General features: G+C 66.1%; 17 protein-coding genes. 9 read left to right on the top strand and 8 right to left on the bottom strand.

What is annotated here, in order from left to right; genetic code table 11:
* Nucleotides 1-14 precede the first annotated feature (14 nt).
* On the top strand, nt 15-254 hold the full coding sequence (locus tag JHC81_RS00730) for a hypothetical protein (protein WP_292169478.1): 240 nt from the start codon (nt 15-17) through the stop codon (nt 252-254).
* Here JHC81_RS00730 and dprA read toward each other — a convergent pair.
* The 6 genes from dprA to ruvX form a co-directional block, all read right to left on the bottom strand.
* Nucleotides 251-1,342, bottom strand: a complete 1,092-nt coding sequence (dprA, locus tag JHC81_RS00725) for a DNA-processing protein DprA (protein ID WP_292169476.1) — start codon at nt 1,340-1,342, stop codon at nt 251-253. The genes JHC81_RS00730 and dprA overlap by 4 nt on opposite strands.
* Nucleotides 1,339-1,971: a glycerol-3-phosphate 1-O-acyltransferase PlsY gene (gene plsY / locus JHC81_RS00720; protein ID WP_292169599.1), complete on the bottom strand. Its 633-nt coding sequence runs from the start codon at nt 1,969-1,971 to the stop codon at nt 1,339-1,341. Before plsY ends, dprA begins: the two co-directional genes overlap by 4 nt.
* A gap of 63 nt (nt 1,972-2,034) precedes the next feature.
* The gene (locus JHC81_RS00715) at nt 2,035-2,595 is read right to left on the bottom strand and encodes a hypothetical protein (RefSeq protein WP_292169474.1); all 561 of its coding nucleotides are present in this window, start codon (nt 2,593-2,595) and stop codon (nt 2,035-2,037) included.
* A gap of 26 nt (nt 2,596-2,621) precedes the next feature.
* Nucleotides 2,622-3,923 carry a dihydroorotase gene (pyrC, locus tag JHC81_RS00710; RefSeq protein ID WP_292169472.1) on the bottom strand — a complete coding sequence of 434 codons (1,302 nt, stop codon included), beginning with the start codon at nt 3,921-3,923 and terminating at the stop codon, nt 2,622-2,624.
* Nucleotides 3,920-4,903 (bottom strand): aspartate carbamoyltransferase catalytic subunit, encoded by a 984-nt coding sequence (locus tag JHC81_RS00705; protein ID WP_292169470.1) that lies wholly within the window; start codon nt 4,901-4,903, stop codon nt 3,920-3,922. Before JHC81_RS00705 ends, pyrC begins: the two co-directional genes overlap by 4 nt.
* Before the next feature lie 22 nt (nt 4,904-4,925).
* Nucleotides 4,926-5,393: a Holliday junction resolvase RuvX gene (ruvX, locus tag JHC81_RS00700; protein WP_292169468.1), complete on the bottom strand. Its 468-nt coding sequence runs from the start codon at nt 5,391-5,393 to the stop codon at nt 4,926-4,928.
* A 126-nt stretch (nt 5,394-5,519) separates the two neighbouring features.
* Between ruvX and gatC the strand changes: the two genes are divergently transcribed.
* The 7 genes from gatC (at nt 5,520) to msrB (ending at nt 11,720) form a co-directional block, all read left to right on the top strand.
* The gene (gene gatC, locus JHC81_RS00695; RefSeq protein ID WP_292169467.1) at nt 5,520-5,807 is read left to right on the top strand and encodes an Asp-tRNA(Asn)/Glu-tRNA(Gln) amidotransferase subunit GatC; all 288 of its coding nucleotides are present in this window, start codon (nt 5,520-5,522) and stop codon (nt 5,805-5,807) included.
* 1 nt (nt 5,808) lies between these two features.
* The gene (gene gatA, locus JHC81_RS00690) at nt 5,809-7,287 is read left to right on the top strand and encodes an Asp-tRNA(Asn)/Glu-tRNA(Gln) amidotransferase subunit GatA (RefSeq protein ID WP_292169465.1); all 1,479 of its coding nucleotides are present in this window, start codon (nt 5,809-5,811) and stop codon (nt 7,285-7,287) included.
* Nucleotides 7,284-8,777: an Asp-tRNA(Asn)/Glu-tRNA(Gln) amidotransferase subunit GatB gene (gene gatB / locus JHC81_RS00685; RefSeq protein ID WP_292169463.1), complete on the top strand. Its 1,494-nt coding sequence runs from the start codon at nt 7,284-7,286 to the stop codon at nt 8,775-8,777. Before gatA ends, gatB begins: the two co-directional genes overlap by 4 nt.
* A 189-nt stretch (nt 8,778-8,966) precedes the next feature.
* Nucleotides 8,967-9,443: a 50S ribosomal protein L13 gene (rplM, locus tag JHC81_RS00680; RefSeq protein ID WP_292169462.1), complete on the top strand. Its 477-nt coding sequence runs from the start codon at nt 8,967-8,969 to the stop codon at nt 9,441-9,443.
* An 83-nt stretch (nt 9,444-9,526) separates the two neighbouring features.
* A complete protein-coding gene (gene rpsI, locus JHC81_RS00675) occupies nt 9,527-9,970 on the top strand; it encodes a 30S ribosomal protein S9 (protein WP_292169598.1) in 444 nt (147 codons plus the stop codon).
* Nucleotides 9,971-10,070: 100 nt separating this feature from the next.
* On the top strand, nt 10,071-11,003 hold the full coding sequence (gene argC, locus JHC81_RS00670) for an N-acetyl-gamma-glutamyl-phosphate reductase (protein WP_292169460.1): 933 nt from the start codon (nt 10,071-10,073) through the stop codon (nt 11,001-11,003).
* A gap of 219 nt (nt 11,004-11,222) precedes the next feature.
* The gene (gene msrB, locus JHC81_RS00665) at nt 11,223-11,720 is read left to right on the top strand and encodes a peptide-methionine (R)-S-oxide reductase MsrB (protein WP_292169458.1); all 498 of its coding nucleotides are present in this window, start codon (nt 11,223-11,225) and stop codon (nt 11,718-11,720) included.
* 4 nt (nt 11,721-11,724) lie between these two features.
* On the opposite strand, the gene JHC81_RS00660 is transcribed toward msrB, so the two are convergent.
* Both JHC81_RS00660 and phaC read right to left on the bottom strand, forming a co-directional pair.
* Nucleotides 11,725-12,108, bottom strand: coding sequence for a hypothetical protein (locus JHC81_RS00660; RefSeq protein ID WP_292169456.1), 384 nt, complete (start codon nt 12,106-12,108; stop codon nt 11,725-11,727).
* A complete protein-coding gene (phaC, locus tag JHC81_RS00655) occupies nt 12,105-14,093 on the bottom strand; it encodes a class I poly(R)-hydroxyalkanoic acid synthase (protein ID WP_292169454.1) in 1,989 nt (662 codons plus the stop codon). The genes JHC81_RS00660 and phaC overlap by 4 nt, the downstream gene beginning before the upstream one ends.
* 89 nt (nt 14,094-14,182) lie before the next feature.
* Between phaC and JHC81_RS00650 the strand changes: the two genes are divergently transcribed.
* Nucleotides 14,183-14,629, top strand: a complete 447-nt coding sequence (locus tag JHC81_RS00650; RefSeq protein WP_292169451.1) for a hypothetical protein — start codon at nt 14,183-14,185, stop codon at nt 14,627-14,629.
* Nucleotides 14,630-14,683 lie beyond the last annotated feature (54 nt).

The following is a 14,683-nucleotide window of genomic DNA, read 5'->3' as shown; positions in this document are numbered from 1 at the left end:
GAGAGGGATTGGGCATGCGAACCGAGACGGCGACGACCTCCGAATCCAGGCAGACCGAGAGGGCGGTCGATCTGGGCGACTATCCCGTGCGGGAATATATCCGCGCCATGTCGATAGAGCTGGCACAGATGGCGCTTTGGGACGGCGATCCTGCGCTGGCACAAACTTTGGAAGCGGCCGCACGACTGGCCAATGTGCCCAAGGCGGTTGCGCCCGTGCGCGATCCGGCCCCGCGCCGCCGGCGCGCCAGCTAGCGCGAGACCAATCCTCCGGCCAGCAGGGTCGCGCGACCAGCCAGGCTGAGTTCCAACAGGGCCGCGGCCACCGTGCCGATCGAGACGCCTAGGGCCCGGGCCAGTTCGTCTCGCGGTGTCGGCGTTGGCGACAGCAGACCAGCCACCTGTTCGATCAGGGCCTCATCCAGCTCATCCGGCGCGCCGTCGAAAGGATTGACGCGCTCCGGCTCGCGCAGGGTCCGCAGGGTGTTGAACGCCCGCTCCACATCCTCCAGCCCCTCGCACAGGATGGCCCCCTGACGCAGCAGTTCGTTCGGCCCTTTCGAGCGGGGGTCGAGCGGCGAGCCCGGCACGGCGAAGACATCGCGCCCCTGTTCGCCGGCCAGACGCGCGGTGATCAGCGAGCCGGAGCGGATTTCCGCCTCCACGACGATCACCCCGCGCGACAGGCCCGAGATGATGCGATTGCGGCGGGGAAAGTCCCGCGCCTGGGCTCGCGCGCCGACAGGGCTTTCGGACACGATACAGCCGCGCTCCACGATCTGAGCATACAGGTCGGCATTGTCTGGCGGATAGATGTCGTCCACGCCACCACCCAGAACGGCGACAGTGCCTGTTTCCAGCGCTCCGGCATGAGCTGCCCCGTCTATACCGCGGGCCAGACCCGACACCACGACATGGCCTGCCTGACCCAGTTGCTGGGCCAGACCTCGCGCGATCCGTTGTCCACCGGCCGAGGCGATGCGCGCGCCGACGATGCCAATGCAGGGCCGGGCCATCAGCCCGACATCGCCCCGCGTCCAGAGCAGGGGTGGCGGCGGGTCAAGCGCGGCCAGCATTTCGGGATAGTCGGCCTCGCCCAGCACGATCAGCCGCGCGCCGATCCGCTCGCCCGCCGCCAGTTCGGCCTCGACGGAGGCGACCGTGGGCAGGGTGTGCCCCGTTCCGCCGCCGCTTTTGCGGATCAGGTCGGGCAGGGCCTCCACAGCGTGCGTCGCGCTGCCGAACCGATCCAGCAACTGGCGAAAGGTGACCGGACCGACCTTGTCCGTGCGGGCCAGACGGAGCCGCGCGAAACGCTCGGCCGCGCTCAGGCCAGAGCTCACGCCGACTTGGCCCCGATGCGCGGTTCCACGCCCTTCAACAGGCGGGCGATATTCTCATGGTGCCGCACCCAGATCAGCACGGCGGTAAACGCCGCCAACATAACGATCGGCTGAGGCGCGGCCAGTTTCAGCGCGGCCGCGGGTACCAGCCCTACCAGAGGCGTCGCCGCTGAAGCGACCAACGCCGCCAGGGATGACATCCTCAGCAAGGCCGCCGTCAGCAGCCAGATCGCCGCCGCCACCAAGCCCAGCGGCCACCAGGCCGCCAGCATCAGGCCAAAGAACGTCGCCACCCCCTTGCCGCCCTTGAACTTCAGCCAGACCGGAAACAGGTGGCCGAGAAAGGCCGCGCCACCCGCGACCGCACCCGCGATCTCGGCATTCGCGTTCGTACCGCCCAGCAGGTATTTGGCCACTAGCAAAGCCGCCGCCCCCTTGCCCGCATCCAGCAGCAGGGTCGCGATGGCCAGGTCCTTGCGCCCGGTCCGCAGCACATTGGTCGCGCCGATATTGCCCGAGCCGATGCTGCGCACATCGCCCGCGCCGCCCAGCCGCGTCAGGATCACCCCGAACGGAATGGAGCCGAGCAGATAGCCGCCGACCGCCATCAGGGCGAATGTCCCGAGCATAGAAGCGGTGGGGTCGATCACGTCATTCCTCGAACAGCTTGCGCGTGTGTATCACGCCATGTCTCAGGTGAACCAGCAGCGATAGTAGTGGCCGGTGATTCGCGAACAGCTCACGATGTCGCCGCCCCAAAGTTCCTGCAAATCCGGGCGAATAGTGTAGTCACCATTCGTTTCGCCCCAGCCTTTCGCCGTGGCCACGCCGTCCGAAGGGTCGTGAATGACTGCACCCCAGTTGTCTGCGATGCCGACCGGCTGGGGAAAGGCGACCCTGATCGGCGGCCCGGATTCGATGCGATAGGAGACGCCATGACGGGTTCCATCTCTGGGCAGTCTGTCGGCCTCGGCCACTATGGCATCATAGGCCTGGCGATGCTGGTTGAAGCTGATGAAGAACCACAGGCGACCGCCCCAGCTCGGAAGGGGCAGCAGCACGAGAACGAGCGCTGCGACGATCAGTGCGCCCACGGCCTTTCCCTCACCCGAAAAGGCCAGCGCAGCCATTACAACCAATCCGCCAAGACCCACGAGTGGGACAGCGACAATGGCGAGAAAGATATTGATCTCCGTCAGCCAATCGCTGGCCAGCAATGTCAGTGCGGCTACGGCAAACCAGATGCCGACCAACCACCACGCTGTCCTGGACACAGACTTCATTCTTCGCCGTGGACGATGCGGCCACCGACGATGGTGAGCAAGACCTTGCCTTGCAGGCGGCGCCCATCGAACGGCGAGTTCTTGGATTTGGATTTCAGCGTGACCGCGTCGATGACGACTGGGGCGTTGGCGTCGAACAGGATGAGGTCGGCGGGCGTGCCCTCGGCCAGTCGTCCGGCCTCGAGACCCAGCAGGCTGGCCGGGCCATGTGTCACGGGACGCAATATGTCGAGCAGATCTAGCCCGGCTTCGTGGTGCAGGGTCAGGACGGCGGGCAACAAAGTCTCCAGGCCGATGGCTCCGGGCGTCGCCTCGCTGAAGGGACGGCGCTTGTCCTCGGCGGGGGCAGGGGCGTGGGCGGAGGTGATGACGTCGATCAGGCCTTCGCGCACCGCCTCGATCAGGGCCTTTCGGTCGGCCTCGCTGCGCAGCGGCGGGTCCAGCCGATAGAAGGTGCGGTAGTCGCCGATGTCGATCTCGTTGAAGCAGAGGTGGTTCACCGACACCGAGGCGGCGATCTCCAGCCCCTTGGCGCGCGCACGGGCCAGGGTTTCCAGCGCGCCCCCGGTCGAAATCTGGTCCACCAGGAAACGAGCGCCGGTCTGTTCGACCAGGGCGAGGTCCCGCTCCAACTGGATGCGTTCGGCGATGGCGGGCACCGACGAAAGGCCTAGCCGGGTGGCCAGTTCGCCACTGGTCGCCACAGCCCCTTCGGACAGCCATGGATCGGTTGGGCGGCAGGAGATCAGGGCATTGAAAGTGGCGGCATAGCTCATGACCCGCTGCAGGGTGCGGGTGTTGAAGATCACGCGGTCGACGTCCGTGAAGTACAGAGCGCCGGCTTCGTCCATCAGACCGATCTCGGCCATACGCTGGCCGTCGCATGTCCGGGTGGCCGCCCCCGCCGCCCGCACGTTTACCAGCCCCAGCGCGGCCCCCCGCCGCTGGATGAAGTCGATCATTGCCGGATCGTCCAGCGCCGGGTCGGTGTCGGGCTGGATGACGATGGTGGTGACGCCGCCGGCCGCCGCCGATTGCGCCGCCGATTTCAGCGTCTCCTTGGGCTCTGCGCCCGGCTCGCCCGTCTTGACCCGAATGTCGATCAGGCCAGGAGCCAGGCAGCGGCCGTCGGCGTCGATGACCTTGATACCGGCGGGCGCGACCGCATGAGTGCCCCGGATCACCTCGACGATCCGTCCGTCCTCGACCAGCACCGCCCCGGGGCCGTCATAGTCCGACGCCGGGTCTATCAGGCGGGCATTCAGTATGGCCAAGGCCGTGGGCGTTGAGGCTGTCATGCCGCCGCTCCATCCAGCCGCACCGATAAGGCCGCGAGCACTGCCATGCGCGCCGCCACGCCCATCTCGACCTGATCCTGGATCAGGGACACCGACAGGTCGTCGGCGACGTCGGAATCGATCTCCACGCCCCTGTTCATCGGCCCAGGATGCATGACCTTCGCCCCCGGCTTGGCCCAGGCCAGCTTCTCGCGGTCCAGGCCCCAGAACCGGAAATATTCGCGGGTTGAGGGCACGAGGGCGCCCTCCATCCGCTCCAGCTGGAGACGCAGCATCATCACGACGTCGCAGCCTTGCAGGCCGTACTTCATGTCGTGGAACACCTCGCAACCCCAGCGGTCGGCATCGCCGGGCACCAGCGTCGGCGGCCCGATCAGCCGCACTCGCGCCCCCATCATCGACAGCAGGGCCACGTTCGACCGCGCCACGCGGCTGTGGGCAATGTCGCCGCAGATGGCGACCGTCAGACCCCCGACATCGCCAAACGCGCGGCGCAGGCTCAGCAGGTCCAGCAACGCCTGGGTCGGATGCTCGTGTCGACCGTCGCCCGCATTGACGACCGCGCAACCGACCTTCTGGCTCAGCAGGTCCGCCGCACCGGAGGCTGAATGGCGCACCACCAGCACGTCGGGTTTCATGGCGTTCAGCGTCGCCGCCGTATCGATCAGGGTCTCGCCCTTGGCCACGGAGGATGTCTTGGGCGAAAGCGCCGTGACGTCCGCCCCCAGCCGCTTGGCCGCGATCTCGAACGAGGCGCTGGTCCGGGTCGAGTTCTCGAAGAACAGGTTCACCACCGTGCGACCCCGCATCAGGTCCAGACCCTTGGCGTTCGACCGGTTCAGATCGACGAAGGCGTCGGCCAGATCCAGCAGGGCAGGGGCAGTCGCCGCATTGAGGTCGCCTGCGGCGAGGAAATGGGCCTTCGGAAACGGCATCAGCCGTTCGCGAATCAGATCGGTGAGGGCGTCGGGCTGTCTCATCGAGGCCGGGCTATAGGGCCAGTCAGGCGGGAGGGGAAGCGCGCAACCGGTCCAGCGCGCCCTGCAAGATCCAGGCGGCGGCCGTGCGATCCACGACATCGGCCCGCCGCTTGCGGTTCAGATCCAGGTCCTCGATCAGGAACCGCTCCACCGCACTGGTCGACAGCCGCTCGTCCTGGAAGGCGTAAGGAACGGCTCGCAGCCTTTGCAGATTGCGCGCAAAGGCCCGGCACGACTGGGCGCGTGGCCCTTCGGTCCCGTCCATGTTCAGCGGCAGGCCGATGACCAGTCCCGACACGCTGCGTCCGTTCATGATCTTGAACAGGGCCTCCGCATCCTGGGTGAACTTGACCTTGCGGATCAGCGACAGCGGGCTGGCGATCATGCGGCTGGTGTCGGACACGGCCACACCGATGGTCTTTTCGCCCAGATCCAGCCCCAGCCAGGCGGTTCCAGGCGGGGTCGATGCGGACAGGGCGTCGAGGGTCATTTCACTCACCGCGCGGCGGTAGGCGCACACGGCCCCGCTGTCAAAGCCGTTGCGGCGTCTGAATCCTTGTGAAATCCAGTCGGGGCCGCTAATCCCGCCCGCTTGGAACTGTTTCTGGAGGGCCGCATGGCCATCGACGCCGCGACGGTGCGCAAGGTCGCCCACCTCGCCCGCATCAAGACCCCTGAAGACCGGCTGGAGCCGCTGGCCAAGGAGCTGAACGGCATCCTGGCCTGGATCGAGCAACTGGACGAGGTCGACATCGACGGCGTCGAGCCCATGACCTCCAACGTGGCCCAGGCCATGCGCCTGCGCGACGACGTCGTCACCGATGGCGGCAAGGTCGAGGCTGTCCTGTCCAATGCGCCGCGGTCCGCCGACGGCTTCTTCGTCGTGCCCAAGGTGGTCGAATAGTATGTCCGACCTAACCAAATTGACCCTCAAGGCTGCCCTCGACGGCCTCAAGGCCCGCGACTTTTCCTCCGAGGAAATCACCCGCGCCTTCGTCGCCAACATCGACGCCGCCAATCCGACGCTGAACGCCTTCGTGGTCCAGACCACGGACAAGGCGCTGGAGATGGCACGAGCCTCCGATGCTCGCCTGGCCAAGGGGGAGGGCGGCGCGCTGGAAGGCGCGCCGCTGGGCATCAAGGACCTGTTCTGCACCCAGGGCGTCCAGACGACCGCCGGCTCAAACATGCTGCGCGGCTTCGTGCCGCCGTATGAATCGACCGTCACGGCCAACCTGTGGGCCGACGGCGCGGTCATGCTTGGCAAGCTGAACATGGACGAGTTCGCCATGGGCTCGTCCAACGAAACCTCGGCCTTCGGTCCGGTGAAGAATCCGTGGAAGTCGAAGACCTCCAATGCCGAACTGACGCCGGGTGGCTCTTCCGGCGGTTCGGCCTCGGCGGTCGCGGGCGACCTGTGCCTGGCCGCCACGGCATCCGACACCGGCGGCTCGATTCGCCAGCCGGCCGCCTTTACCGGCACGGTCGGGATAAAGCCCACCTACGGCCGCGCCAGCCGTTTCGGCATGGTCGCCTTCGCCAGTTCGCTGGATCAGGCCGGGCCGATCACCAAGACGGTCGAGGACGCCGCCATCCTGCTGCGCTCCATGTGCTCGTTCGACGCCAAGGACGCGACCAGCCTGGACATCGAAACGCCCGACTGGACCCAGTCTCTGGGCAAATCGGTCAAGGGGCTGCGCATCGGCGTACCCGCTGAATATGTCGTCGACGGCATGCCGGCCGAGATCCAGGCCCTGTGGGATCAGGGCATCGCCTGGCTGAAGGCCGCGGGCTGCGAGATCGTGCCGATCAGCCTGCCACACACCAAATACGCCTTGCCGGCCTATTACATCATCGCCCCGGCCGAGGCGTCGTCCAACCTGGCCCGCTATGACGGCATGCGTTTCGGCCACCGCGCCGAGGGCACGAGCAGCCTGACGGATCTGTACGAGACCAGCCGCGCCGAGGGCTTCGGCAAGGAGGTCCAGCGCCGCCTGACAATCGGGGCCTATGTGCTGTCGGCCGGCTTCTACGACGCCTATTACGTCCGTGCCCTGAAGGTCCGCCGCCGCATCGCCGAGGACTTCGACAATGTGTGGGACAAGGTCGACGCCATCGTCACCCCATCGACGCCGTCGGCGGCCTTTGCGCTGGGCGACAAGCAGATCGATCCGCTGCAGATGTATCTGAACGACATCTTCACCGTGACCGCCAACCTAGCTGGCCTGCCGGGCATCTCCGTGCCTGCCGGTCTGGACAGCGGCGGCCTGCCGCTGGGCCTCCAGGTCATCGGCAAGGCGCTGGACGAGGCGACGGTGTTCCAGGTGGCGAGCGCGCTGGAAGACGCGGCAGGGTTTGTGGCCAAGCCGGAGAAGTGGTGGTGAGCGTGACTGACAAACTCATCCAGGGCCGCACTGGCTCTTGGGAAATCGTCATGGGGCTGGAGATCCACGCCCAGGTGGCGTCGAAGGCCAAGCTGTTCTCTGGCGCCGCCGTTGGCTTTGGCGCGGGGCCGAACGAGCAGGTGTCGCTGGTCGATGCGGGCTTTCCCGGCATGCTACCGACCCTGAACAAACACTGCGTCGAGCAGGCCGTCCGCACCGGCCTGGGCCTCAATGCGCAGATCAACAAACGCAGCCAGTTCGACCGCAAGAACTATTTCTACCCCGACCTGCCGACCGGCTATCAGATCAGCCAGCTGTATTTCCCGATCGTCGGCGAGGGCGTCGTCGAGGTGGAGGCCGAGGACGGCAGCTTCTTCAACGTCGGCATCGAACGGCTGCATCTGGAGCAGGACGCCGGCAAGCTGATCCACGACCTGTCGCCAACCGAGAGCTATGTCGATCTGAACCGCGCAGGCACGGCCCTGATGGAGATCGTCTCCCGCCCCGACATCCGTTCGCCGGAAGAGGCGGTCGCCTATGTCAAGAAGATCCGCACCATCCTGATCTATCTAGGTACCTGCGACGGCGACATGGAGAAGGGCAATCTGCGCGCCGACGTGAACGTGTCCGTCTGCCGTGAGGGCGGCTATGCCCGCTTCAAGGAAACCGGCGACTTCAGCCATCTGGGCACGCGCTGCGAGATCAAGAACGTCAACTCGTTCCGCTTCATTTCGCAGGCCATCAACTACGAGGCCCGGCGCCAGATCGAGATCCTGGAGGACGGCGGCAAGGTCGATCAGGAGACCCGCCTCTATGATCCGACCGCCGGTGAGACCCGCTCGATGCGCTCCAAGGAAGAGGCGATGGACTATCGCTACTTCCCCGACCCCGACCTGCTGCCGCTGGAGCTGGAGCAGGCCTGGATCGACGGCATCAAGGCCGACCTGCCCGAACTGCCGGACGCCAAGCGCCGTCGCCTGATGGCCGACTATGGCCTGTCGCAATATGACGCCGTGGTGCTGATCTCGGAACAGGCCAAGGCCGACTATTTCGAAGCCGCCGCCAAAGGCAGGGATGCGAAGCTGGTGTCCAACTGGGTGACCAATGAGGTTTCCGCGCGTCTCGCCGCCGACGGCCGTGACTTCAGCGACAATCCTCTGCCCGCCGCCCATGTCGCCGAGCTGGTCGAACTGATCGAGACCAACGTCATCTCGTCGAAGATCGCCAAGGAGGTCTTCGACCACGTCTGGAACGGCGAGGGCTCGCCGTCCGAGGTCGTCGAGAAGCACGGCCTCAAACAGGTCACCGACACCGGCGCGATCGAAAAGGCCATCGACGACATCATCGCCGCCAACCCCGACAAGGCCGCAGCGGTCGCCGAGAAGCCCCAGGCCCTGGGCTGGTTCGTCGGTCAGGTAATGAAGGCGACGGGCGGCAAGGCCAATCCGGCGGCGGTGAACGACATCCTGAAGGCCAAGCTGGGGCTCTGACGCTACGAACTGCTGCGGTATTTTAATACCGTATTTGATTTGTCGTTATCGATCAGTGGCTTGGCGCGGATTGGCGCTCAAACTCGCCATTGACCTGACCCGTCGCGTCCCCTAGTAAGCGCGCCTTCCGCTTCTTCCGGCCATCTGGCGGGGAGGGGCCTCGTATCGCCTTCCCGGGAAACCCACGTCATGCTGAAGAGCACTACGGCTTCGCTGAAGCCGGCCGACGTCGAGAAGAAGTGGATCCACATCGATGCCGAAGGCGTCGTGGTGGGCCGTCTCGCGACGTTTATCGCCAACCGTCTGCGCGGCAAGCACCGCGGCGACTACACCCCCCACGTCGATTGCGGCGACTATGTTGTCGTCACCAACGTCGACAAGGTGGTGTTCACCGGCAAGAAGAACACCGACAAAATCTACTACCGCCACACCGGTCACCCGGGCGGCGTCAAGCAGACGACGCCGGAAAAGGTCCTGAACGGCCGTTTCCCCGAGCGCGTCCTTGAAAAGGCCGTCGAGCGCATGCTGCCCAAGGAGAGCCCGCTGGCTCGCAAGCAGATGACGCACCTGCGCCTGTTCGCCGGTTCGACCCACGACCACGAAGCCCAGAAGCCCGAGACGATCGACTTCAAGTCGGCCTCGACCAAGAACACCCGGAGCGTCTGAGCATGACCGACGTCACCAACACTGAAGCCGCCGTCGAAACCGCCCCCCAGACCACTGGGCAAGGCTTTGACGCTCTGAAGAGCATGCAGACCCCCGGCGCGGGCGAAGAGCACCCCGTCTACGAGCAGAAGCTGGACGCCCAGGGTCGCGCCTATTCGACCGGCAAGCGCAAGAACGCGATCGCCCGCGTCTGGGTCAAGCCCGGCACCGGCAAGATCACGGTCAACGGCAAGGATCAGATGCAGTATTTCGCCCGCGAAATCCTGCGCATGATGATCGCCCAGCCGCTGGTCGTCTGCGGTCGCGAGACCGAGTTCGACGTCGTCTGCACGGTCGAGGGCTCGGGCCTGTCCGGCCAGGCCGGCGCCATCCGCCACGGCCTGTCGCACGCCCTGACCCACTATGAGCCGGCCCTGCGCCCGGTCCTGAAGCCGCACGGCTTCCTGACCCGCGACAGCCGCGTGGTCGAGCGCAAGAAGTACGGCCGCGCCAAGGCCCGCAAGTCCTTCCAGTTCTCGAAGCGCTAACTCGCACCCGCGAGTGGGATTACAAAGGCGCTCCGGGGAAACCTGGAGCGCCTTTTTCTTTTCATCCTTCTCCCGTCGGGAAAGGGATCGGGAGTCGTCAATGACCCACACCATATTCATCGACGGCGAGGCCGGGACCACGGGGCTTGAAATCCGCGAGCGGCTGGAGGCACGCGCTGATCTCGAGCTGATCCTGCTGGGCGACCGGCGGCGCGAGGTCGAGGCGCGGCGTGAGGCGCTGAATGCGGCCGATGCGGTGATCCTGTGCCTGCCCGACGAGGCGGCGAAGGAGGCGGTGGCCATGATCGACAACCCGGCGGTGCGGGTGATCGACGCCTCCACGGCCTATCGGGTCGATCCGGCCTGGATTTATGGCTTTGCGGAGATGCAGCCGGGTCAGCGGGAGCGGATCGCGGGGGCGACACGGGTGTCCAATCCGGGCTGCTATCCGACCGGCTTCATCGGCCTGATCGCGCCGCTGGTGCGGGCGAAGCTGGTGCCCGCCGACTGGCCGGTCACGGTCAATGCGGTGTCGGGCTATTCCGGTGGCGGCAAGGCGATGATCGCGGAGTTCGAGGCGGGAGGGGCAGAGGCCTTCCGCGCCTATGGCCTGTCGCTGAAACACAAGCATGTGCCTGAGATGACGCGGCACACGGGCCTGTCGCGCGACGTGCTGTTCGCACCCGCCGTGGGGAACTATCGCCAGGGCATGCTGGTGGAGGTGCCGCTGCACCTGTCGGCCCTGCCCGAGACGCCGTCCATCGAGCGCATCCACGGTGCCCTGGCCGAAGCCTACGACGGCCAGCGGTTCGTCGAGGTGGCAGAGCTGGAAACGACCGAGGCGATGACGGGCCTCGATCCCAAGGGCCTGAACGGCACCAACCGGATGCGGCTGCATGTGTTCGGCGACCGGTCGGGCGGGCAGGCGCGGCTGGTGGCGCTGCTGGACAATCTGGGCAAGGGAGCGTCGGGCGCAGCGGTGCAGAACCTGAACCTGATGCTGGGGCTGGACGAAGGGGCGTGGCTTTCGTGACCCTTCTCCCCTTGCGGGAGAAGGTGGCCGAACGAAGTGAGGTCGGATGAGGGGTTGACGTAGCGGTGAAGAATGGCCGCCGAACCCGATGGAGTGAGAGATCACCGTAGGCTGGTGCGACCCCTCATCCGTCAGCCTTCGGCTGCCACCTTCTCCCGCAAGGGGAGAAGGAACATGCGCTCTTGAAACCTCTGCGGTCCTGCCGACGTATATCACGTCATGACCCAGATCCTGAGCCGTCGAACCTTGTTCCTGACCGCCGGTGCGGTCGCCTTGAGCGGCTGTGCGCCCGAGACGGCGGACGCTTCGACCCGCCAATACGCCAACTCGCCCTTTCGCCGCGTGACGGATGCGCAGTGGCGACAGCGCCTGCCGCGTGCCGCCTACGACGTCCTGCGGCACGAAGCGACCGAGCGGCCGGGCTCGAGCCCCCTGAATAACGAGAGCCGGCGCGGGACCTTCGTCTGTCGCGGCTGCGACCTGCCGCTGTTCCGGTCGCAGTGGAAGTATGACAGCCGCACGGGCTGGCCCAGCTTCTACGACGTCATCGCCGCCAATATCGGGACCAAGACCGACTATGCGATCGGCATTCCCCGCGTGGAATATCACTGCGCCCGCTGCCTGGGGCATCAGGGCCATGTGTTCGACGACGGCCCGCGCCCGACGGGCAAGCGCTATTGCAACAACGGCGTGGCGCTGAAGTTCGTTCCGGCCTGACGTGTCAGCCCTGGTCCCGGGCTGTCAGGGCCGACTGGATGGTGATGCCGAACAGGATGGAGCCGATCACGACCATCAGCCCGTAGTTAAAGCCACGGACGAAGAAGGGCACGACCGCCATGACCGTCACGATGGTCGGGAAAATACCCGCCCAGATCGCCGAGGTCGGGGCCAGCGGACTGATCATCGGCGGGCGGTCGGCATTCAGCTTCATCAGCTTGGACAGCGGCTTGTTCAGACCCACGAAGATGACGGTGTACAGCACCGCCAGCGCCGGGTTCAGCCAGACCGGCCCCGGCTCGCCATAGACGGTTGCCGTCATCGTCAGGAGCAGAAGCGGGATGCCGGTCGCAAAGGCCAGCAGCAGGTTCGGTTCGATACGCGTCAACTCTTGACCTTCACATAGGAGCCAGGTGCCGGTTCTATCGGCGAAAGTGGGCCGGATTTGGGGTCGCGTGCGGCGACCCAGTCGCCCGACTTGTCATGCAGCCACCCCGCCCAGTGGTTCCACCAGCTGCCGGGATGCTCCTTCGCCCCCGCCTGCCATTCGGCCAGGGTGGCGGGCAGAGCCGGGTTCGTCCAGTGCTGGTATTTGTTGGCGCTGGGCGGATTGATGACCCCCGCGATATGCCCCGATCCTGCCAAGGTCAGGGTCACGTCGGCGTTCGAAAACGCGCGAGCCGAGCGATAGACCGAGTTCATCGGCGCGATGTGATCCTCGCGGCTGGCCTGGAAATACAGCGGGATGGTCACCTTCGACAGGTCGACCTTGATCCCGCCGATGGTGAACTTGCCCTGTGACAGCAGGTTCTGGCCGTACATGGAGCGCAGATAGTCCATGTGCAGCTTCTTGGGCATGCGGGTCTGGTCGGCGTTCCAGAACAGCAGGTCGAAGGCCGCCGGCGACTTGCCCATCAGATAGTTGGACACGAAGAACGACCAGATCAGGTCGTTGGCCCGCAGAGCATTGAAGGTGTCGGCCATGGCCGCACCGGGCAGGACGCCGCCAGCGGCATCCATCTGTTCCTCGATCTGGGCCAGCCAGTGCTCGTCGGTGAACAGCAACAGGTCGCCCGCCTCGGCGAAGTCATGCTGGGCCGCAAAAAAAGTGGTCGAAGCGACGGGTTGGACGCCCTTTTCGGCCATATGCGCCAAGGCTGCGCCCAGCAGGGTGCCGCCGATGCAGTAGCCGACGGTGTTCAGACGCTTGGACCCCGACTGTTCGAGCACCTTGGCGACGGCGCGATAGATGCCCTTTTCCAGATAGTCGTCGAAGCCGAAGTCGGCCTTGTCCACGTCCGGATTGACCCAGGAGCAGACGAAGACGGTGAACCCCTGGGCCGACAGCCAGCGGATCAGCGAGTTCTCCGGCTGCAGATCCATGATGTAGAATTTGTTGATCCACGGCGGGAAGATCAGCAAGGGAATGGCCCGCTGTTTCTCGGTCGCGGCGTCGTACTGGATCAGTTCGAACAGCTCGTCGCGCCAGACGACCTGACCCGGCGCGGTGGCGACGTTCTCGCCGACGACGAACCGGCCATAGTCGGCCTGGCTGATCTTCAGCTTGCCGGCCCCGCGCTCCATGTCGGCGGCGAAATTCTGCATGCCCCGCACCAGCGATTCGCCGTTGGTCTCGGCCAGGGCCTTCAAGGCTGCGGGGTTGGACGCGAGGAAGTTCGACGGCGAAAAGGCGTCGGTCAGCAGCTTGGTGAAGAACTCGGCCCGCCGCTTCGTCAGGGGATCGACATCCTCGACGCTGGACACCAGCCCGTTCATCCAGTCGGCCGTGACCAGATAGGACTGGCGCATCATGTCGAACATCGGATTTTCCGACCAGGCCGGGTCCTTGAACCGCTTGTCCTTCGACGGCTGAGGCGCTTCCTCTCCCGCCGCACGACGTGTGGTGGTGGCCCACAGGTCCATGTAACGGTTGAACAGATCGGCCTGGGCGGCGAACAGCCGGTCCGGGCGCGAGGCCAGGCTGGTCATCACACTGTTCATCGCAGGCCCGACGTTGAAGGGATCGGGCGACAGGGCGGCAGGGCGGTCAGCTTGCGACAGTGCAGCCTCGGCGATGGCGGTCTGGGCCGTCATGGCCGCGCGGGCCAGGTTCAGAGACAGGGTCTCGATCATCTGTCGCTGTTCGGCGCCGACGTCGGCGAAGGGGAAGGGCGGCGCTGCCGTCTCCGGCGGCTGGGGTGGCTTCGAGGCGTGTTCAGCACCGGTGTTCTCGACAACAGGGGGAGCCGCAGGTTCGACGCCCGGAGCCGCTTTCGCCCGGGGACGAGGCGGCTTGACCGAGGTGGGGCGACCGGACTTGCGAGGGCCGGGCGGCACGACCGACGGCGGCGGCGAGGACGGAGACTTGGCCATGGTCGGGCTCCCTGAGATCGTCGCGTCGTGCGAGAGACATGTGCCCGCCCTTCCGCCTGTCGCAATCATGGCATATGAGCGCACCTGAAATGAACGCATTGATCCAGAAAATCGGCAGCGTCCTGCTCCTGGCGGTCTGCGCCTCGGCGCTGACGGCCTGTGCGTCCTCCTTCAACCCGCGCACGGACGAGACCTCGCCGGTCGCGGCGCGGGTTCAGGCCCTGGTCGATGCGAATCGCGAATATCCGCGTTGGACCGACTTTCCGAAGTCCACCGAACCAGCCCCGACGCCCACGGCCATCGCCGCCGAGGTCAATACGCTGAGGGTCACGCGCGGTGCCCTGGCGGGCGAAGTGGCGCGCATCGACTGGACCCTGACCGACGATCCGGCGGCGTTTGCAGAGGCGCTGCGGGCACGGGTCGCGGCCACAGCCCTCGCGCCGGTGACCCAGCAGACCCAGGCCGAGATCGACGAATATCTGCGCCGTGCCCGCGAACGCGGTCGTGCACCGCCACCTGTGACCCGCCGCCAGTAGCGGCCTGACCGACGCGCTCGCCCGGATCGGAGAATCCGGCGATCATACCTTTCA

The organism is Brevundimonas sp. (assembly GCF_016463295.1).
In the GTDB taxonomy this organism is placed as follows: Bacteria; Pseudomonadota; Alphaproteobacteria; order Caulobacterales; family Caulobacteraceae; genus Brevundimonas.
This window is presented reverse-complemented; position numbering and strand designations above follow the sequence as displayed.